12 protein-coding genes are annotated in these 20440 nt (G+C 59.9%); 2 read left to right on the forward strand and 10 right to left on the reverse strand.

Translation table 11 applies throughout. The features are described from left to right. Window positions 1–26: 26 nt before the first annotated feature. The 3 genes from AC1DX3_RS11580 to miaA form a co-directional block, all read right to left on the reverse strand. The gene (locus tag AC1DX3_RS11580) at window positions 27–2036 is read right to left on the reverse strand and encodes an alpha/beta hydrolase family protein (RefSeq protein ID WP_476989434.1); all 2010 of its coding nucleotides are present in this window, start codon (window positions 2034–2036) and stop codon (window positions 27–29) included. Window positions 2037–2091: 55 nt separating this feature from the next. Continuing rightward, window positions 2092–4041 carry an alpha/beta hydrolase family protein gene (locus AC1DX3_RS11585; RefSeq protein ID WP_476989435.1) on the reverse strand — a complete coding sequence of 650 codons (1950 nt, stop codon included), beginning with the start codon at window positions 4039–4041 and terminating at the stop codon, window positions 2092–2094. Window positions 4042–4106: 65 nt separating this feature from the next. After that, window positions 4107–4967 (reverse strand): tRNA (adenosine(37)-N6)-dimethylallyltransferase MiaA, encoded by an 861-nt coding sequence (gene miaA / locus AC1DX3_RS11590; RefSeq protein ID WP_476989436.1) that lies wholly within the window; start codon window positions 4965–4967, stop codon window positions 4107–4109. A 157-nt stretch (window positions 4968–5124) separates the two neighbouring features. Here miaA and AC1DX3_RS11595 point away from each other — a divergent pair, with 157 nt between their 5' ends. Next, window positions 5125–6222, forward strand: coding sequence for an Mrp/NBP35 family ATP-binding protein (locus AC1DX3_RS11595; protein WP_476989437.1), 1098 nt, complete (start codon window positions 5125–5127; stop codon window positions 6220–6222). Window positions 6223–6400: 178 nt separating this feature from the next. On the opposite strand, the gene AC1DX3_RS11600 is transcribed toward AC1DX3_RS11595, so the two are convergent. From AC1DX3_RS11600 to AC1DX3_RS11630, 7 genes are all read right to left on the reverse strand, one after another. Further along, the gene (locus AC1DX3_RS11600) at window positions 6401–7561 is read right to left on the reverse strand and encodes a calcium-binding protein (protein ID WP_476989438.1); all 1161 of its coding nucleotides are present in this window, start codon (window positions 7559–7561) and stop codon (window positions 6401–6403) included. 1210 nt (window positions 7562–8771) lie between these two features. Beyond that, the gene (locus AC1DX3_RS11605) at window positions 8772–9485 is read right to left on the reverse strand and encodes a hypothetical protein (RefSeq protein WP_476989439.1); all 714 of its coding nucleotides are present in this window, start codon (window positions 9483–9485) and stop codon (window positions 8772–8774) included. A 498-nt stretch (window positions 9486–9983) separates the two neighbouring features. Continuing rightward, the gene (locus tag AC1DX3_RS11610) at window positions 9984–14213 is read right to left on the reverse strand and encodes a beta strand repeat-containing protein (protein WP_476989440.1); all 4230 of its coding nucleotides are present in this window, start codon (window positions 14211–14213) and stop codon (window positions 9984–9986) included. A gap of 162 nt (window positions 14214–14375) precedes the next feature. Continuing rightward, window positions 14376–15200 (reverse strand): calcium-binding protein, encoded by an 825-nt coding sequence (locus AC1DX3_RS11615; protein WP_476989441.1) that lies wholly within the window; start codon window positions 15198–15200, stop codon window positions 14376–14378. A gap of 53 nt (window positions 15201–15253) precedes the next feature. After that, window positions 15254–16621, reverse strand: coding sequence for a calcium-binding protein (locus tag AC1DX3_RS11620; protein ID WP_476989442.1), 1368 nt, complete (start codon window positions 16619–16621; stop codon window positions 15254–15256). A gap of 47 nt (window positions 16622–16668) precedes the next feature. Next, the gene (locus AC1DX3_RS11625) at window positions 16669–16938 is read right to left on the reverse strand and encodes a hypothetical protein (protein ID WP_476989443.1); all 270 of its coding nucleotides are present in this window, start codon (window positions 16936–16938) and stop codon (window positions 16669–16671) included. 219 nt (window positions 16939–17157) lie between these two features. Further along, on the reverse strand, window positions 17158–19116 hold the full coding sequence (locus tag AC1DX3_RS11630) for a hypothetical protein (RefSeq protein ID WP_476989444.1): 1959 nt from the start codon (window positions 19114–19116) through the stop codon (window positions 17158–17160). Window positions 19117–19305: 189 nt separating this feature from the next. Between AC1DX3_RS11630 and AC1DX3_RS11635 the strand changes: the two genes are divergently transcribed. Continuing rightward, window positions 19306–20412, forward strand: a complete 1107-nt coding sequence (locus tag AC1DX3_RS11635; RefSeq protein ID WP_476989445.1) for an NADH:flavin oxidoreductase — start codon at window positions 19306–19308, stop codon at window positions 20410–20412. Window positions 20413–20440 lie beyond the last annotated feature (28 nt).

Genomic DNA, 20440 nt, shown 5'->3' on the forward strand with positions numbered 1-20440 from the left:
TAATGCCCGACGATGCAGGTTAACCGTCAAGACAGCCCTCTATCACCCGGCACGACTGCCGGATTATGCTTGTCGAGGAAGGCCAATGCTTCCTTCATCATCTCGATACGCGCCGAACCGACCGTTTCCCAGTGATCCTGGCCCTTGTAGGTGATCAATTGCACGTCCTTGCCTGCGGCCTTCAGGGCCTTTTCCATGCGCCGGCTCTGCTCGATCGGCACGATCGTGTCGTCGGTGCCGTGGATCATCAGGACCGGACAACCGGCCTTGGCAGCCTGGCGGTCGGGCGAGACGTCGTCATAACCGTCCTTGGCGCCGAAGAAACGCAGCCAGTATTGCACTGCCGGTGAATTGCGGTCGACATGGTTGGTAATTTCAAAATCGATCATCGACTTCAGGTTCGAAAACCCGGCGATCGCTATCGCGCAATTGTAAACACCTGGGTCGAGGGTCGCTCCGGCCAGGGCGGCATAGCCGCCGTAGGAGGCGCCCATGATAGCCGCGCGTTTTGGGTCGATGGTGCCGAGCCCGGCCAGGTAGCGCACACCGTCCGACAGATCGGTTTGCATCTTGCGGCCCAACTGGCCGTGGCCGGCATCGATAAATTCCTGGGTATAGCCGGACGAGCCGCGGAAGTTCGGTTGGAGTACCGCATAGCCGCGCGAGGCCAGGGCCTGAACCTGCCAGTCGAAATCGATATAGTCGCGGGCTTCCGGGCCGCCATGGGGCAGGACGATAAGCGGCAGGTTCTTCTCGCCCCTGAAGGGCGGCAGGGTGAGGTAGGCATGGATCGTCAGACCGTCCGCCGCCTTGTAGCTGATGGCTTTTTTCTGTGTGATCCATTCTTCCGGAATGGCTGGATAGTTGGCCGAAATGATCGCTGTATCGCCAGTGGACAGGTCGGCGAAATAATAGGTGCCGGCGTCGTTGGCGCTTTCGCCATAGATGATCATTTTGCGCGGGTCTTCGGCATAGGCCGCCGGATAGGCGCGGTACTCTTCGCCCATGACCTGGGGCAGGGCGTCGTCCAGTTTTTTCAGTAGCGGATCGTTGTAATCGAAGCTGAACCAGTCGTCGTGGCGCTGAAATCCGGCCAGACGGAAGGTCGTCGGATGGTAGATGGCGACGCTGCCCATGCCCTTGCCGGCGTCGGGATCCAAGGGTTCGCTCAACACACCGTCGGCGGAAATCTCGTGATATTCGCCGGCGGCTTCACCTTTGTTGAGGTAGACGACGACCGATTTACCATCGCGGCCGAGCCCGGACAGTGACGGAAAATCGAGGGCTTCCTTCATCTTGTAGACGGATTTGAAGTGCGGCGTTTTTCCCGCTTCGGCCGTGTTGATATACAGGGTCCAGGTTTTGCGATCGCGGTCGAAATCGGAATAGGCGGCGCAATAACCGTCCGGGCCGACGACAAAGCCTTCGCTGTCGGCGGAGCCTTCGGCGATAAGGTGACCGCGCGACTTATCGAACTCGAAGCTGAACAGGCACAGGTCGCTCGGCAAGGACATGCGCCAATTCGAGGCCGTCAGGCGATAGGCACCATCGACCTTGATGCGGTGCACATCGCCCATGACGATGTTGTAAAAGCCATCTTCCTGCGAAAACAGATTGGTCAATTTGCTGGTGGTCAGCGAAAAGGCGTTGACCAGCATGAATTCGTGCTTACGGCCGGCAAAACCTTCCAGGGCAGTGGTCTGGGACGACATGAAGACGACGTGGTCGTTGTCGCCCCAGAACAGCCCACGCATCTTGACCTTGCCGATGGCCAGCTTCTTCGGCACCTGGTCGGCGACGTCGAAATAGACCAGGACCTTGTCGTCGCCGTTCTGGGTAATCAGCGCTACGCGCTTGCCATCCGGAGACAGGGCGATGTCGTTGACGAGGGGCGGTGCGGCATAGGCCTCAATGGGCGGCGGTGCCGATACGGGCGTCGCGGCGGATTCGTCCGCGCTTAGACGCGTCGCAACCGCCAGGGCTGCGGCAGCGGCCGACGTGCCGAGCATGGCACGGCGATGGATGGTTGTGGTCATGGAAATCCCCCTAATTCTACTGAAGACTCGTGTGTCTTTGCGCCCCTGGCGGTTTTTACGTTGCCGGATTGTATTTGTCGAGGAAAGCCAAGGCGGCTTTCATCATCTCGATACGCGTCGATCCGACCGTTTCCCAGTGATCCTGGCCGGCATAGGTGACGAATTCGACGGGCTTGCCTGCCGCCTTCAACGCTTTTTCCATCTTGCGGCTGTGGCTGAGCGGCACGACGGAATCGTCCGTACCGTGGAGGAGCAGGACAGGGCAGGAGGCCTTATCGGCATGTTTGACCGGCGAAATTTCATCGAGCGTGTTGGGCGCCCCCATGAAATCTTTCAGGTAGGTCGCTGAGTTGGAGCCAATGCCCGCTGTATTTTCCGCATCATCATAGGTCGCTTTGAGGTCCGACAGGCCGGCAATCGAGATGGCGCAATTATAAACACCCGGATCGAGCGTCGCTCCGGCCAGCGCGGCATAACCGCCATAGGAGGCGCCCATGATGGCGACACGTTTGGGGTCGATCAGGCCGCGTCCGGCCAACCAGCGCACACCATCGCTCAGGTCGGTCTGCATCTTGCGGCCCCACTGGCCGTGGCCCGCCTTGACGAACGCAGCCCCATAGCCTGACGAGCCGCGGAAATTTGGCTGGAGCACGGCATAGCCTTGCGCCGCAAGGCACTGGGCCTGCCAGTCGAAGGCTATGCGGTCGCGTGATTGCGGGCCGCCATGGGGCAGGACCACCAAGGGCAGGTTCTGCGCCGTCTTGAACGGCGGCAGGGTCAGGTAGCCGTGAATATCGAGACCGTCGGCCGCCTTGTAGCTTATGGCCTGCTTGTCACTCAGCCACTCTGTCGGCAGATGTGGATAATCTTCGGCCACCTGGGTAATAGCGCCGGTGGTGAAGTCGATCTTGTAATAGCTGCCGGCATCATCGGCACCTTCGCTGTAGGCTATGACCTGGCGCGGATCTTCTCCAAATTCGAGGATCGCACTGCGATAACCTTCACCGACGATTGTTGCCACGCCTTCGTTCAGCTTCTTCAGCAGAGGATCGGAATAATCGTTGTGCGACCAGTCGTCGTCGCGCCAGAAACCTGCCAGCCGGTATGTGGCTGGATGGATCAACGGCGCGCGCGTCTTGCCGTTGCCGCCGGGGTCGAGCGATTCGCTCAAAACCCCGTCGGGGCTGATTTCGTAAAGGTCGTCGCTTAGTCCCTCGGCATCGGCATAGATGCGAACAACCACCGACTTACCGTCCCGACCAAGACACAACAAATCCGGCGACGTCAAACCCAGATGCTTGGTCTGATAGACCTGCTTGAACGTCGGATTTTTCACACCTGGCGCCGTGTTGAAAAACAACGACCAGATCTTGCGAAAATCGTCGTAATGGGCGAGGGCGACCAGCCGTCCATCCGGCGTAAAGACATAGCCCGCGTCCAGATCACTGCCGCTGTACATTTGCTGTTCGTCGGTCGTATCGGGGGCGACACTGTAGATACCGGTGGCGGTCGAGAACGTGACGCGGTATTTGCCGTCGATTTTCAATCGGCCGACCTGGCTGCCTACCCAACCGAGTCTTCCGTGGTCGTTGAAGAAGTCGGTATATTTGGAGGTCTTGGTGTCGATACTGCCGGCAACGGCGACTTCGTACTTGACGGATATGTCATCCATGGTGGCGGACCGGACGACGACGATGGTGTCATTGCTGCCCCAGACGAGGTTTCGCACCTTTGTCTTGCCGAGGGCAACGCTGGAGGGCGCCATATCGGCGATGCTGAAATAGACCACACCCTTGACATCGCCATTCTGTGTGACGACCGCAATGGACTTGCCGTCGGGCGACTGGGCGATCTCATCGATAAGCGGAATCGCCCACATATCCACTGTCGGTTTCGGCGTCGTCGGCGCAGCCGTGGCTTCGGCGCGGGTGACGCCTGGCAGGGCCAAAGCGGCTGTGCCGGCAAGCGATGCGCTCAGCAAGGCGCGACGAGCAATGTGTGACATGGCGGTACCCCCGGGTTAAGCAACTGAGGCGAGATTATGGCTTTCCGGGCATGGCCGCAAGCGCTTTAGGCGAACTGGTTGCGGAACCAGGTCATCTGACGCTTGGCATAGTTGCGGGTTTTCTGCTGAGCGCGGGGCAGGGCCTCGGCCATGGTCATCTCGCCGCGCAGGTGGGACGCGAATTCGCGCAAACCCAGCACGCGCATGACCGGCCAGTCGTCCTTCAGGCCGCGTCCCATCAGGTCGGCGACCTCGTCGAGGGCGCCTTGATCGAGCATCAGTTTCAGCCGTTCGTCGCAGCGGGCGTAGAGCCAGGCACGGTCCGGCCGTAAAACTTCCAAAGCATAGGAAGTGTCGGAAAGCCCTGCTGTGGTCTGCCTTTGCCAGTCGCTCAGGGCCACGCTCGTCTCCAGCCAGACCTCGTAGGCGCGGCTGAGGCGTTGCTGGTCGCGGGCCATGATGCGCGCTTCGGCCGCCGGGTCGAAACCCTTCAGCATCTCGCGAAATGAGGCTTCGCCCATCTCGCCATAGGCGGCGCGTGCCCTGAGGCGGACGGGCTCGGAGATGTCGGGGATCTCGGCCAGGCCGAAGACCAGGCTGTTGAAATAGAGGCCGGTGCCGCCCACGACGCAGACCGGTTTGCCGCCAGCCAGGGCAGCTTCGAGCCAGGGCGTGGCGGCGCGCAGCCAGTCGCCGGCCGACCACAGATCCCGGGGGGGCAGATGGCCGTAGAGGACGTGCTCGGCGCGGGCGAGATCGTCCGCCCCCGGCCGGGCGGTCAGGATGGGGATATCGGCATAGAGCTGCATCGAGTCGGCATTGAGGACGATGCCGCCGCGCCGTTCCGCCCAGGCCAGGGCTTTGGCCGACTTGCCCGAAGCGGTCGGTCCGGCCAGGAGATAGATGGGCGCGTCGTCAGCTGTCATTTTATCCTTTAATCCAGCAGGCATAGCGCCTATGTGGTGCGCCTGTTGTTAATTCTCCAAGCTTCAATGGCCTTTTTCATTGAAGTTTGGCAAGCACAAGCGTGCGCCCGAGCCGATGCGAGGAGCCCGCGCGGCGCCTGAGCGCAAAGGAAGCCAAATGCTGGAACGCGATGATGTACTTAAGGCGCTGAATGGCGTTATCGATCCCGCGACGGGGCAGGGCCTGAGCGATGCCGGACTGGTGCGCGCCCTGATCGTGTCGCCCGACCGCGTCGGCTTCATGCTGGAAGTGCCGCAAGACCTGGTGACGCGCTATGGCCCGGTCCGCCTGGCCGCCGAAAAGCTGCTGGCCGGGTTGCCGGGCGTGACCAAGGCTCAGGTGGTATTGACCGCCGAAATGGCCGCGGCGCCGCCCAGGCCACCACAGGCGCGTTTGTCGGAAAAGGCGATCGACCAGAACCGCCCCAAGGCGCCGGTGGCTGCGGCGCGTCCCGACCACGTCAAGAAGGTCATTGTCGTCGGGTCCGGCAAGGGCGGAGTCGGCAAGTCGACCATCTCGCTCAGTCTGGCGTTCGGCCTGCAGGCGCTGGGTTTGAAGGTCGGGTTCCTCGATGCCGATATCTATGGGCCGTCGGCGCCGACCATGCTGGGGGTGCGCAAGCCGCCGGAATTCGGTTCGGACAAGCTGATGGTGCCGCCGGAAGCCTTTGGATTGAAAGTCAATTCGGTCGGTTTCCTGGTCGATCCGGATCAGGCGATGATCTGGCGCGGGCCCATGGCGTCGCAGGCCCTGACGCAATTGTTGACCCAGACGCGCTGGGGCACGGCGGAAGATCCGCTCGATGTCCTGGTGGTCGACATGCCGCCGGGGACGGGGGACGTACAATTGACCCTGACGCAAAGGACGGTGATCGACGGCGCGGTCGTCGTTTCCACACCGCAGGAAATGGCTTTGACCGACGCGCGGCGCGCGGTGACCCTGTTCGAGAAAACCGGCATCAAGGTGTTGGGTGTCGTTGAAAACATGGCCTTTTTTGCGTCGCCGGACGGCAGCGAGATCGAGATATTCGGCCGCGGCGGGGCGGCCCGTTTGGCCGATGCCCTGCATTTGAGCTTCCTGGGGGAGGTGCCGCTGGATCCCGACCTGCGCAAGGGCTGCGACGACGCCCGGCCGCTGACGGCGCTGGAGCCGGATGGCGCCATGGCCAGCCGCTTCAAGGTGATGGCGCAGAAGGTATTGGATGGGCTGGTTTGACGGTCATGATGAATTGTGGCGGGAATGAGTAGACTAGCCACTCATTCGCGGCGGTGTTTTGTTGAATTGTTTAAGTTTTTTACGACGGGAATGAGTGGGTATCGTAATAATATAATACCGTATTGTGCCCGCTATTTTTGCTTCGCTGACCTTGGCCGCGAGGGAACCGGGATGTTGCTTACCAGACGATATGGGCCTGGACGTCGGCAGCGGTGGCGGCGGTGACGGTGATGATATTGCCGCTGCCGAGGTCGATCGTGGTGTCGCTGCCGACCTGGGTGATCACGGCCGTCGATTGGGCCAGGTAGGCGTGGACATTGATGACGTCGCCCTGAGACGAGGTGAAGTCGGTGACGGTGTCGGCGCCGTTGTTGGTGCCGAAGAGGAAGATGTCGACGCCGCTGCCGCCGGTCAGGACGTCGTGACCGTAGCCGCCGTTCAGGGTGTTGTTGCCGCTGTTGCCGATCAGGGTATTGGCCTGGCTGTTGCCGGTGGCGTTGAGATTGGCCGAGCCGGTCAGGATCAGGGTTTCGACAAAACTGCCCGCCAGGCTGAAGGTAACCGAGGCGGTCACGGTATCATTGCCCTGGTCCTTGAGCTCGATGACGGTATCGCCGGCATTGTCGACGATGAAGCTGTCGTCGCCGAAGCCGCCGGACATGGTGTCGGCGCCGGCCTTGCCGTCGAGGTTGTCGTTGCCGGCGCCGCCGTTGAGGGCATTGGCGCCGCTGTTGCCGGTCAGGCTGTTGTTCAGGCTGTTGCCGGTGGCGTTGAGATTGCCCGATCCGGTCAGGATGAGGTTGTCGGCATAGCTGCCGGCCAGGCTGAAGCTGAGCGAGGACGAGACGGTGTCGATGCCTTCGCCGCTGAGTTCGACGATCGTGTCGCCGCTGTTGTCGACGGTGTAGGCGTCGTTACCGAGCCCGCCGACCATCTTGTCGGCGCCAAGTCCGCCGTCGAGGCTGTCATTGCCGTCGAGGCCTTTCAGGACATTGTTGCCGCTATTGCCGATCAGGCTATTGCCCTGGGCATTGCCGGTGGCGTTGATGGCGGTGGTGCCGGTCAAGGTAAGGGTTTCGATGTCGAGGCCAAGGGTGTAGCTGACCGAAGCCAGGACGATATCGTTGCCCTCGCCGGGACGCTCGAAGGCGATATCATTGCTGTTGTCGACCAAATAGGTGTCGTCGCCGGCCAGACCGCTCATGGTATCGGCGCCGGAACCGCCGTCCATGGTGTCGGCGGCGGCTGTGCCATAGAGATATTGGTCGCCGGTCAGGTTGGCGGTCGGCAGGATTACTTTTTGGAAAATGTTGGTGTGAGAGATATCAGCCCTAGTCACCAGAGTTATTACGAAGCCTCCGTTGTCCAGCGCTTCCACTGTCGGGGCCCCGACAGCGGGACCGCCACCATCTAAAGAGTTTTCTGGTCCAACCTTATGATTGGCGGCATTAAAAAGTTGGAAATAGACGTGTCCAGGATTGTGCCATACAACGACATATCCTCCGTCACTGAGTGCTGAGACATCAGGGCTATCGTTATTTGGAGAACCCGTCACAATGACGGTATCGTCCGTCGTCGCGTGGCCATCGGCGGCATACCGGCGACTATGAATCTCAGGGCCATGTTGTTCAGTACCGCCCGTTTCCCATGTAACTATGTACCCGCCATCGGTCAGGGCCGCGATCTTGGGAACAGATCCCGATTCCTCATTACCCACCCGCGCTTGACTACCAACAAGACTGCCATCGCTATTGAAGCGTTGTGTATACACGCCTTCATCGCCACCATTCTGACCTTGAATCACATACCAGGCAACAAGATAGCTTCCATCGGCGAGGACGCATATGTCAGGACCAAGCTGTATGCCCTCAATCTGAGTATTGGCAGGGGTTTCCGCCCCCACTTGATGCCCTGACGAGTCGAAACGTTGAAAATAGACACCGAAGCCATCAAAATCCTCATCCGTGCTAGACCAAGCGACAACATAGCCGCCGTCCGCTAACGCCCTCCTTACGGGATGATCCTGGTTATTGGCCAACGTGGTGTTGACCCGGCCATATGCGCCTACCATGTTGCCCGAGGCGTCGAAGCGCTGCTGATAGATGCCGTAACCGTCGCTGTCCTGAGTATCACTGGCCCATGTAATGACAAATCCGCCGTCACTCAGGCCCGTCACGGAAGGCTCACTCTGATCGTGGTTTGTGTAGGTATTGATGATGGTTTGAGTACCGATCTTGTTGCCGGCAACGTCGTAACGCTGGGCGTAAATCTCGTTAGCGGCGTTTAAGGTGTCGCTACCTGCCCAGACAACGATGTACCCACCGTCAGCGAGCCGAGCAACGGTGGGTTCGGAATCGCTTCTCTTATTGGTAATTGTGTTGACTTGAGTAACGTCATCGTTGGTGAAGATAATTCGTCATGACCGTTTCCTCCCCAAATTCTTCCCGCCTCGTGGGCTGTCCCCCATGTATGCCTAGCGGTATCACCTTTCCGGTGTCCCGGCATTTACAATCGCGTTAGGACAGGCGGTGGCTACCGGTCCTCATCAATCAGGTCATGTATTCATAGGCCTCGTCGTCTGCGGTCTTGAAGCGCCTGGTCTTGCGGTCGTATTTTCGGCAAAACAAGGTGCGTTGATGGGCATCCGATCCTCCCGCTGCGCCATTGCCGTATTTAATCAAGCCAATGACGTAAAGCGACCATGGCCCTTTTTCGTTTATGACGCTGTTGTATTGGTCTTCGGACAGAATGATGTGGGACGAAAACGGCCAGCATCGATATTGGCCCACTTCGACGACGGTGTCGCCGGGGTTGGGATCCGCGGCGTAGGACGGTTTTTTCGGGTGGGGAAGGGACAGCTTGTCGCGCGTTACCAGAACATAGGCCTCGCTGCGGAAATTCTGTTTTCCTCGTCTTAGCAAACCCGCACGCAGCCGGGCTTGGCTTTTGCCGGTGTTGACCAGGTGAATATTCACGTCGAAGGGTTTGTAAGGTTCGATGGGACCTGTGTCGACGTACCACACCTCAAGCCTGGGGGTGTGAGCGGCCGCGTAGTCCTTCATGGACAGCCAAATGGTTATCAAGGCGGCACAGGCGCCGGCAATGGTGACCAGAAGTGTTGCGACTGCCGCGCGGGCTGCGACGGCATCCGGGTCACCGCCAGTTGGCATGTAGGGGAAATTCGGGACGAACACGAGGGCGACGCATACGGCACATATGGTCAAAAATGCCAGGCCGATAAACCGCCAATATATGGTTTTCATGTTGATGCCGTTGGCTATCTTTCCAGCATGATACCGCGGATTATCGGCGTCGTCGTTGGTTTCTCCAAATGCGCTATGTGAAGATCATCGTGAGGGCGGCAGTTGGCTTCATAAAGTGCCTAACGCTGGTGCTTGCGGCGGTGAAAAGCGCCTTTAAGGCGGCTGGTTTTGAGGTTTGGAAGCTTTCGAGGCGTGTCAGGGGGCGTTAAACGCGTTGATTTCGGGGATGGGATCGCGGGTTTTGCCGGTCATATCGACATGTGGGCGGGGGAAGGGGCCTTTTTAGAGGTCGCTATGGCTGCTGCGTCACCCATTTCCACCCATTTAGCGGGGGGCGCCTTGTCCTTCCAGGTCGTTATTGTCGCGGCGTCACCCATTTCCACCCATTTAATTGGGGCCGTCTTGGCCTTTCAGGTCGTTATGACGGGCTTTCCCGGGTGGTTATCGCCTGTTCCGGCGCGATGGGGACAGGCCGGGGACGGGGAGGGGAGCAATTATCTACCAGACGATATGCGCGGAAACGTCAGTAGTGGTGGCGGCTATGACGGTGATGATATTGCCACCGCCGAGATCGATCAGGGTGTCGCTGCCCGACTGGGTTATGACGGCCGTCGCCTGGGCGTGGTAGGCGTGGACATCGATGATATCGCCCTCGGACGCCGAAAAATCGGCGATGGTGTCGGCGCTGCTGGCTGTGGTGAAGAGGAAGGTGTCGGCGCCGCCGCCGCCGCTCAAGATGTCGTTGCCCGCGCCGCCGTCCAGGACATTATTGCTGTTCGACCCGTTCAGGACGTTGTCGAGGACATTGCCGGTGGCGTTGCCGGCGCCCGTCAGGGTCAGGTTTTCGATATTGTCCCTCAAGATGAATGAGGCGCTGGTGATGACCGTATCCGTGCCTTCATTGACGCTTTCGTAGATGTTTGCGTAGGCATTATTGGTATAATAGGTGTCGTCGCCCGTACCGCCGACCATGGTGTCAATGTTTGTGCCATGGAGGGTGTCGTTGCCGCCAAGCCCCAATATATAACCCGAATGGACAGGCGAGCCGCTGAGGTCATTGTCTGACTCGTCGCCGGCAACAAGAAACCCGATGTTGTATACAATGATGCGCGCCAGGAGCGCGGGGTCGCTGGCCAGGCCGTTGCGCACAACGATCGTTTGACCCTGACCCTGACCCAGATCGATGACGGCGTCACTGCCTTGTTGCGAGATGGAAAACGCCGTCAACAAGCCAACCGGCCGAATAATGATCAGGTCGTTTTCGGCGGGGTTGAAGTCGGTGATGACGTCACTGTCCCCCAATATGCCGACATAGAAGGCGTCGGCGCCAGCGCCGCCCGTGAGGATGTCATTGCCGTCGTTACCGCCCAGCAGATTGTCGCGGCTGTTACCGGTGATGACATTGTCCTCTTGGTTGCCATAGCCTTCCAGGGCCGTGAATGTTGTCCCTTCGGCCAGGGTCAGGTTTTCCACGTTGCTGCCGAGACTGTAGATTTTGTGCGTGCTGAAAACGGTATCCGTACCTTCATCGGCGAGTTCGACGACCACATCGTTAGCATTATCGACATAGTAGACGTCGTCACCCTTGCCGCCCGTCATGGTGTCGCGGCCGACATAGCCATTGAGAATGTCGTTGCCGTCCAGTCCGTAAAGGGCGTTGTCCAGGGCGTCGCCGGAGATCATGTTGTCGAGCATATTGCCGGTACCCGTCAGGGCGGATCCGTAGAGCTGAAGAATTTCGATATTGTCGCCGATCGTCGTATCAGCGAGCGTCGAGATGACCTTGTCACGGCCCTCATTGGCGTTTTCGACGATGACGTCGTTGGCGTTCCCCTGATGGTAGGTATCGTTGCCCGTGCCGCCGTACATGAAGCTGCCGAACAGTGCGTCGTTGCCGCCCATGCCGTAAACTGTCGTGCCCGTCAGCGTATTGTTCAGGCCGTTGCCCGTGCCGATAGAGGCCTCATCGATGAGCATGAGGTTTTCGAGATTGGCGCCCAGGGTATAGTCGATGGCCGAGACGACGGTGTCGTTGCCGGCAAAGGCCGCTTCCACGACGACATCGCTGGCACTGTCGACATAGTAGGTGTCGTCGCCAAGGCCGCCGGTCATCCGGTCGGCGCCGGCACGGCCATCCAGCCCGTCATTGCCTCCGGATCCGGTCAGGATGTTGTCGAGGTCGTTGCCGATGGCGTAGCCGCTGGCCGTCAGACGCAAATTCTCGATGTTATCCGACAAGGTATAGCTGCCCGATGCTATGACCATGTCCGTGCCGGAATTGACGGCTTCGCCGATGCGAACACCGATGAAGCCGTAACCATTGGCGTTGACATAGTAGGTATCGTTGCCCGCGCCGCCCATCAGGACGTCGAAGCCGTCGCCGGTCAAGGTGTCGTTGCCGTCCATGCCGATTATATAGGCATTGCCCGGCGTATTGCCGTTCAGGTTGTCGGCCCCGTCGGTGCCGACGATCAATCGCTCATAACCGGGGAGCGTGATGGCGGAGAGCAGGGCGGGATCTGTGGCGAGATGGTTGCGCAGGGTGACGGTCTGGTCCTGACCCAGGTCGATGACAGTGTCGCTGCCTTGTTGCGAGAGGGAAAACCTCATCATGTCGCCCACGGGCAGCAGGATAATCCTGTCGCCCTGGGCGCTGTTGAAGTCGGTGATGATATCGTGGTTACCGACATAAAAGGTGTCGGCGCCGCTGCCGCCGGTCAGGCTGTCATCGTCGTTGTCGCCGTGCAACTGGTCGTTGCCGGCGCCGCCATTGATGACGTCATTGCCGTCGCCGCCGAAGAGGACATTGTCGCGGCCGTTGCCGATGACGATATTGGCCACGCTGTTGCCATAGGCGGTGATGGAGCCGGCACCGGGGCCAAAGTCGATCAGGGTCAGGTTTTCGAAATTGTCGCCCAGGGTATAGGCGTCGACTCTTTCGAAGACCGTATCCGTGCCTTCGCCGGCCAGTTCGATGACCGTGTCGCTCGGGGAATCGACATAGTAGGTGTCGTCGCCCTTACCGCCGGACATGGTGTCGCGGCCGCCGACTCCGTTCAGGACATCGTTGCCCTCCAGGCCATAGAGGACATTGTCGAGTCCGTCGCCGGTGATGGCGTTGTCGAGCGCATTTCCGGTGCCGGTAACGGCCGCGGCGGCAAGCACCAGGTTTTCGACATTGTCGCCGAGCGTGGTCGCCGACATGGAAGAGATGACCTTGTCACTGCCTTCGCCGGGAATTTCAATGACGACGTCGTCGGAGCTAAAGACGTAGTAGGTGTCGTTGCCGGCGCCGCCATACATGACATTTTGGCCGGCCCCGCCCATCAGGGTATCGTAGCCGCCCATGCCGTAAAGGGTGTCATTGCCGCCGCCGCCGTCCAGCAGGTTGCCGGTATCATTGCCGGTGATGATATTGTCGAGGTCGTTGCCGGTGCCGCCGATGTTGTCGGTGCCGCCGAGAGTCAGGTTTTCGAGGGTGGACCCCAGGCTGAAGGTGATGTTACTGACGACCGTGTCGATGCCTTCATTCGCATATTCCTGCACGGTATCGCTGGCGTCGGCGACATAATAGGTGTCGTCGCCATGGCCGCCACGCAGGATGTCCGCGCCGGCGCCGCCTTTCAGGACGTCTTTGCCGTCGCCGCCGTCCAGGACATTGTCGCCGTCATTGCCGGTAAGGACATTGTCGAGATTGTTGCCGGCACCGACGATATTGTCCGTGCCGGTCAGTGTCAGGTTTTCGACGCTGGCGCCCAGGACATAGGCGAGGGAGGTGACGACGGTGTCGATGCCTTGCGCGAAATATTCCTTCACGACGTCGCCGGCATTGTCGACATAATAGGTGTCGTTGCCCTGAGCACCCTTCATCGTGTCGGCGCCGGTCAGGCCGTCGAGGACATTGTCGCCGGTATTGCCGAACAGGATATTGGCGAGGTTGTTGCCGGTGGCGTTGGTAGCATCCGTCCCCGTCAAGGACAGGTTTTCGACACTGGCGCCCAGGGTAAAGGTGACCGCGCTGAAAACGCGGTCGGTGCCCTGGTTGAAATATTCGGTGACGACGTCGCCGGCATTGTCGACATAATAGGTGTCGTTGCCCTGACCGCCCTTCATGATGTCGGCGCCGGTCAGGCCGTCGAGGACATTGGCGCCGGTATTGCCGACCAGGACATTGGCGAGATTGTTGCCCGTGCCGGTGAGATTGCCGGTGCCCGTCAGGGATAGGTTTTCCAGGCTGGCGCCCAGGGTGTAGGTGAGCGCGCTGAAGACCCTGTCGGTGCCCTGGTTGAAATATTCGGTGACGACGTCGCCGGCATTGTCGACATAATAGGTGTCGTTGCCTTGACCGCCCTTCATGATGTCGGCGCCAGTCAGGCCGTCGAGGACATTGGCGCCGGTATTGCCGACGAGGACATTGGCAAGATTATTGCCCGTGCCGTTGATATTGGCGGTTCCGGTCAGGGACAGGTTCTCGACGCTGGAGCCCAGGGTAAAGGTGACCGAGCTGAAGACCCGGTCGGTACCCTGGTTGGAATATTCGGTGACGACATCGCCGATATTGTCGACATAATAGGTGTCGTTGCCGGTTCCGCCGCGCATGCGGTCAGCGCCCATGCCACCGTCGAGCTCGTCATTGCCGGTCAAGCCGTCGATCACATCGTCGCCGGTCGTGCCATGCAGCGCCGTGGCGCCTTTGTCGTCGCCGTCAGTCCCGATGATATGGGCCATGGCGCGTCTCCCTGTTTCGGCAGGGATAACACCTTTCCGGCGTCATGGCATTTACAAATGCGTGGGGGGCGGCCGCGTCATTGCCACTCAGGTCATGTATGCATAGGCCCCGTTCGCGCCGCTGCGATCACCATCGCAAGGGCGTTGGGAGGAGAAGAGGCGCTACCACACGATATGGGCCTGGACATTGGCGACGGAAGCGCTGAGGACGGTGATGATATTGCCATCGCCGAGGTCGATAATCGTGTCGCCGCCGACCTGACTTAGCAGTGTGTCGTTCTCCGTGCCGCGCGTATAGACATGGATATTGATGCGATCGTTCTGCGCCGCGGAGAAGTCGGTGATGGTGTCGGCGCCATTGTTGTAACCGAACCAGAAGGCGTCCGTGCCCAAACCGCCGGTCAGGGTGTCGTGGCCGAAGCCGCCGATCAGGCGATTATCGGCGCTGCTGCCTATCAGGATGTTATCCTGGCCGTTGCCGGTTGCGAGCCAGGCGGTTCCCGTCAGTTGCAGGGTTTCGACGAAGGAGCCTTCCAGGCTGAAACTGACGGAACTGTAGACGATGTCGTTGCCTTCGTCCTTGAGTTCGGTGACGGTGTCGCCGGTATTGTCTACATAGTAGGTGTCGTTGCCCAGGCCGCCGGCCATGGTGTCGGCGCCGCCCTTGCCATCGAGCGCGTCGTTGCCACCTAGACCAGTTAGGGTATTGGCGGCGGCATTGCCATTCAGGGTGTTGTCGTGCTGGTTGCCGGTGGCGTTGCTGGCAGCGCTGCCGGTCAGGTTCAGGGTTTCGACATAGGTGCCAAACAGCGAAAAGGTGACGGCGCTGTTGACCGTGTCATTGCCTTCGTTATTGGCTTCGACGACGGTGTCGCCGATATTGTCGACGGTGAAGGTGTCGTTGCCGAGGCCGCCCTTCAGGGTGTCGGCGCCGAGGCCGCCGTTGAGGACATTGTCGCCGGAATTGCCGTTCAGCACATTTGACAATTCATTTCCTGTACCGGTGAGATCCGCGCTGCCGGTCAGGGGGCCTTTAGCGTCTAGTTGATGGAGGCCTCGACAGCGTCTTGTCCGCTAGCGAAGCTTTCGCCGACCTGGTCCGTAATGTCATTGACTACATATGTGTCGTCGCCCAAACCACCGGTCATCAGGTCTTCGCCCACGACGCCGTCCAACCTGTCATTGCCTTCTCCTCCTGTCAGGTAGTCCGATCCTGTCCCGCCGAGCAGAATGTCATCGCCGGCATCGCCATAAAGATAGTCATCATGCGCGCCGCCATCCAAGATGTCGTTGTCGGCGCCACCCCGAATAATGTCCTCGCCGCCATCGCCGTGAAGCGTATCTGCTCCCGCATCGCCCCATACCGTATCGCTTCCATCTCCGCCGTAGGCGGTGTCATTGCCGCCGCCTGTCTGTATGTCCTCGTCTATCCCGCTGCCGATCACCGTGTCGTCCCCGGTGCCTGTCCAGATGACCGTGGCCAATTCCACATTCTTAATGACTGTGCCGTCTGCAAGGGTCAGACCCGTGCTCGTTGCAGCGATCGTCACGTCCACGCTAAGACTCAAGGCGGAAGCGCTGCGATCAAGGTTGAGATAGTCAATGCCCGCACCGCCATCGACGATGTCGATTCCGCCGCCGGTTTCGAGATCGTCCTGACCTGCGCCGCCGTTGAGCACATCGTCACCGGATCCACCGTCCAGCACATCATTACCGTCGCCAGCAGTCAGGATGTCGTTGCCTTCATCGCCATAAAAGTTGCCTCTGCCGGTTTTGTCGTCAATGACATCATCACCGGCGCCGCCATGGATGAAATCGCCACCGTCACCGCCGGACAGGCTGTCATTGCCGTCGCCGCCGATCAAATGGTCGGCACCGTCCCCGGTCGTCAGCACGACCCACTCCACATTCTTCACCGTCGTGCTGTCAGCGAGGGTAATGCCTCTGATCGTCTTTGCCGCCGTGGCGTCTATGAAGATATCTATCAATGAAGTCGAGCGATCATATTGCCATGTGTCCAGACCGGCGCCGCCATCGATCGCGTCCACGCCGTCTCCCCCATTGAGCGTGTCGTAACCGTCGCGGCCGAAGAGCCTGTCGTCGCCGGCGCCACCATAGAGCTGGTCGTCGTGAAGACCGCCATCCAGCGTATCCTTGCCCGCGCCGCCGTCGAGGTAATCGTTGCTCTCGGCGCCGAACAGCCTGTCATTACCGGCGCCGCCGTATAGGCTGTCCCGGGCGGAACCTCCGGTCAAATCAACCCGTTCTATGCCGTAGGCTAAGGTCGGCGCCCCGTAGGGGCCGTTCGCGTCGTGGGGCGCTTCGACGCCGATATGGTAATCCGAACCGGAAAAATAGGCTGTCACGGCGCGCGTAATGCCCGTGAAATCCACCACCAGCGTATCCATGCCCGACCCTGCATGCCAGGCGAAGGTTCCCTGAGTAAAGGCCAGGGTTAAGTATCGTTGCCCGAGCCGGTGGTGAGAGACTTCAGGCGCTCGATATTCTTGATCATCATGCCGGCAAGCGGCGATGTGCCGTCGCTGGTGGCGGCCTGAATAGCGCTATAGGAAATATTGGTTGTCGTCGTCGATAGATCGATCGTGATGGCGTCGATTCCAGCACTTCCGTCGACGGTGTCGCCTGTACTGATATTATTGAAAGTGTCGGCCGTGGTTGTCCCAACAAACGTGTCGCTGCCCGGCGTGCCGGTGTAAATGGTCATGGTAGTGCCCCCCAACGCTTACTGTGCCCGGCACGGTAGCCAAATCTTTCAAAATGGCAACCGAATTAGCCGGTATCAGCGGAAGATGCGGCCGGTTGATCGTGAAAGCAGGAACGCGGTAGCGTTCCACTTCATCTGCGTCATCTGTGGACAAAAACCTTTACTGTCATTGGGTTTTGCATCCGGCGGCGACGCCGGATGCTCAATATACAGGTTCCGTTACCACACGGTATGCGTAGCAACGTCGAGGGCGGTGGCGCCGAGGACGGTGATGATATTGCCACCGCCGAGGTCGAATGTGGTGTTACCGTCCAATTCGGAGATGATCACGGTGCTTTGGGCGTGGTAGGCGTGGACATTGATGACGTCGCCCTGAGATGAGGTGAAGTCGGTGACGGTGTCGGCGCCGCTGGCCGTGCCGAAGAGGAAGGTATCGGCGCCCGTGCCGCCGGTCAGGCTGTCATTGCCATAGCCGCCGTTCAGGACATTGTTGCCGTCATTGCCGATCAGGGAGTTGGCCTTGCTGTTGCCGGTGGCGTTAATATTGGCGGTGCCCGTCAACTGCAGGGTTTCGACGAAGCTATTGGCGAGCGAGAAGGTGACGGTGCTGAAGACCGTGTCGTTGCCCTGGTCTTTCAGTTCGGTGACGACATCGCCGGCATTGTCTACCCAGTAGGTATCGTCGCCGAAGCCGCCCAGCATCACATCGGCATCGCCTTTGCCATCCAGGGTATCGTTACCGCTAAAACCTTTCAGCGTATTGGCGGCGGTATTGCCGTTCAGGATATTGTTCAGGCCGCTGCCGATGGCATTGATGGCATCGCTTCCCGTCAGGTTGAGATTTTCGATGTAGATACCAGACAAACTGAACGTGATCGAGCTGTTGACCGTGTCAGTGCCTTCGCCATTGAGCTCTACAGCCGTGTCGCCGCCGTTATCGACGGTGTAGGTGTCGTCGCCTGCTCCGCCGATCATTTCGTCGGCTCCGTCACCGCCATCCAACGTGTCATTCCCGGTTCCAGCGTCGATAGAATCGGCGCCGACGCCGCCGTTAAGGATATCGTTGCCATCATCCCCGAACACAGCGTCTTCGATGTCGCCGCCCGTAATGGTGTCATTGCCGTCGCCGCCGCGCAGATAGTTAAGCCCAGAACCGCCGTCGATGATGTCATCGCCGGCAAGTCCCAACAGAACGTCATTGCCGGCGCCGCCGGACAAGCTGTCATTACCGTCATCGCCGAACAGGTGGTCGATGTCGCCTCCACCCGTTATGGTGTCGTCACCGTTACCGCCGTAGGCATAGTTATATCCGTCGCCAGCGGAGATGGTGTCATTTCCGTCCTCGCCATGGAGTTCGTCATTGCCGCCACCGCCGGTGAGACTATCGTGGCCGGCGCCGCTGAAAAAGAAGTCGTTGCCGCTGCCGCCCGTCAAGACGTCGTCGCCGGTACCGGTCGTCAAAAATCCAACCTCGACATTTTTTACGCTTGTGCCATCGGCCAGAACGATGCCCGAACTGGTGGCGGCGTTCCCGATATCGATGGAAATGGCCGTCGTCGCTTCGGCGCGTTCGTAATGCCAGTAGTCGGTGCCCGCGCCACCGTCGATCTTGTCGACCCCTGTGCCCCCATTAAGCGTGTCGTCACCGTTGGCGCCTTTCAGCGTGTCATTCCCGGTGCCGCCGGTAAAATCATCCCCGCCGTTACCGCCGGTCAGATTGAAGGCCTCGACATCGTAGCCCACTGCCCACACGTAACTATTGCTGAAGGACTGGTACGTCCTGACGTGCAGATCATTGCCGGTAAAATAGGCCGTGATACCAACTGTATCACCATTGTAATTGGCCACCAGCGTGTCCGTACCGGCGCCGGCGTGCCAGATAAAGTCGGTCTGCACACGTGATATGGTAAGCGTATCATCGCCGGAACCCGTCGCCAGCGACGTCAGGTGCTCGATATTCTTGATCATCATGCCGGCAATGGGCGACGTACCGCCGGAAGTTGAGGCCAGAACCGTGTCATAAGAAACGTTGTTTGTCGCCGACGATAAGTCAATGGTGATGTAATCGGTACCTGCGCCACCGTCGATGGTGTCTCCCGCGCCGATATCATTGAAGGTGTCGGTCTTCGTTGTGCCGGTAAAGGTGTCGTTGCCCGGCGTGCCTGTGTAAACGGTCATGGTAGTCCCCCCAAAAGTACTGTGCCGGGCAAGGTAACCGGATATTTCAGAAAGACAATCTAAATCAGCCCGTGGCGGAGAAGGCGCCGCATTCTATTCGAGTTTGACGGGAGCCCGCCGAATAATCCGCCCTTGCCGTATGCGTAAATGGTAACTACATCAGTTGCATCTGTCCTCCCGGAGATGCCCATGTCCCTCGATACCCTGTTTTCGCCGTTCACATTGAAGTCGCTGACCCTGCCCAACCGCATCGTCATGGCGCCGATGACGCGCAACTTTTCGCCGGGCGGGATACCGAACCAGGCGGTTGTCGACTATTACGAACGGCGTGCGGCGGGCGGGGTCGGCTTGATCCTAACCGAAGGCACGGTGGTGGAACGGCCGGCGTCGAAGAACGAAGCCAATATCCCGAATTTTTACGGCGCCGCCTTGCCCGCGTGGGGCAGGGTGGTCGAGGCCGTCCACGCCAAGGGCGGCAAGATCGCGCCGCAGATCTGGCATACCGGTATTACCTTGGGGAACAATCCTGACTATCGCCCGGCGCCGATGGATTCGCCGTCGGGCCTGAGCCTGGCCGGCAAGCCGGTCGCGGCTCCGATGAGCGACGCCGATATCGCCGATACGATCGCTGCGTTCGCGCGTTCGGCCAAGGCGGCCAAGGAGTTGGGCTTCGACGCGTTGGAATTGCATGGGGCACATGGCTATCTGATCGACGAGTTCTTTTGGGCCGAGACCAACAGGCGCGACGATCAATGGGGCGGCGCGACAATTGGCGACCGCACGCGGTTCGCCGCGGCGATCATCCGCGCCTGCCGTGCCGAGGTCGGGGAGGATTTCCCCATCATCATCCGCTTGTCGCAGTGGAAGCCGGGCGCCTATGACAACAAGGTCAGCCATACACCGGCCGAGATGGAAGCGTGGTTGCGGCCTCTGGTCGATGCGGGGGCGGATATGTTGCATTGTTCGCAGCGCCGGTTCTGGGAGCCGGAGTTTCCAAATGACGACACTGCCAGCGATTTGAACTTTGCCGGTTGGGCGAAGAAACTGACGGGCGTGCCGTCAATCACGGTCGGCAGCGTCGGCTTGTCGGGGGAATTTATCGCGGCTTTCGGCGGCGAGGCTTCGCAGCCGGTGGCGATCGATGATTTGCTGCGGCGGTTGGAGCGCGGGGATTTCGATCTGGTCGCCGTCGGGCGGGCGATACTGTCGGACGCGGAATGGCCGGAAAAGGTGAGGACGGGACGGCTGCATGAAGCGGAGGGTTTTACGCGTAGCTTGTTGGGGGAATTGCACTAAAACTCTACCGCCTGCGACACTGCGGCGT

The organism is Asticcacaulis sp. P2_B1 (assembly GCF_056404915.1).

Coding starts and splice junctions, on each gene's coding strand:
- AC1DX3_RS11595 (WP_476989437.1), top strand. CDS start 5,125: ATGCTGGAACGCGATGATGTACTTAAGGCGCTGAATGGCGTTATCGAT.
- AC1DX3_RS11630 (WP_476989444.1), bottom strand. CDS start 19,116: ATGACCGTTTACACAGGCACGCCGGGCAACGACACCTTTACCGGCACA.
- AC1DX3_RS11635 (WP_476989445.1), top strand. CDS start 19,306: ATGTCCCTCGATACCCTGTTTTCGCCGTTCACATTGAAGTCGCTGACC.
- AC1DX3_RS11625 (WP_476989443.1), bottom strand. CDS start 16,938: ATGACCATTTACACCGGCACGCCGGGCAGCGACACGTTTGTTGGGACA.
- AC1DX3_RS11610 (WP_476989440.1), bottom strand. CDS start 14,213: ATGGCCCATATCATCGGGACTGACGGCGACGACAAAGGCGCCACGGCG.
- AC1DX3_RS11585 (WP_476989435.1), bottom strand. CDS start 4,041: ATGTCACACATTGCTCGTCGCGCCTTGCTGAGCGCATCGCTTGCCGGC.
- AC1DX3_RS11580 (WP_476989434.1), bottom strand. CDS start 2,036: ATGACCACAACCATCCATCGCCGTGCCATGCTCGGCACGTCGGCCGCT.
- AC1DX3_RS11605 (WP_476989439.1), bottom strand. CDS start 9,485: ATGAAAACCATATATTGGCGGTTTATCGGCCTGGCATTTTTGACCATA.
- AC1DX3_RS11620 (WP_476989442.1), bottom strand. CDS start 16,621: ATGGATACGCTGGTGGTGGATTTCACGGGCATTACGCGCGCCGTGACA.
- miaA (WP_476989436.1), bottom strand. CDS start 4,967: ATGACAGCTGACGACGCGCCCATCTATCTCCTGGCCGGACCGACCGCT.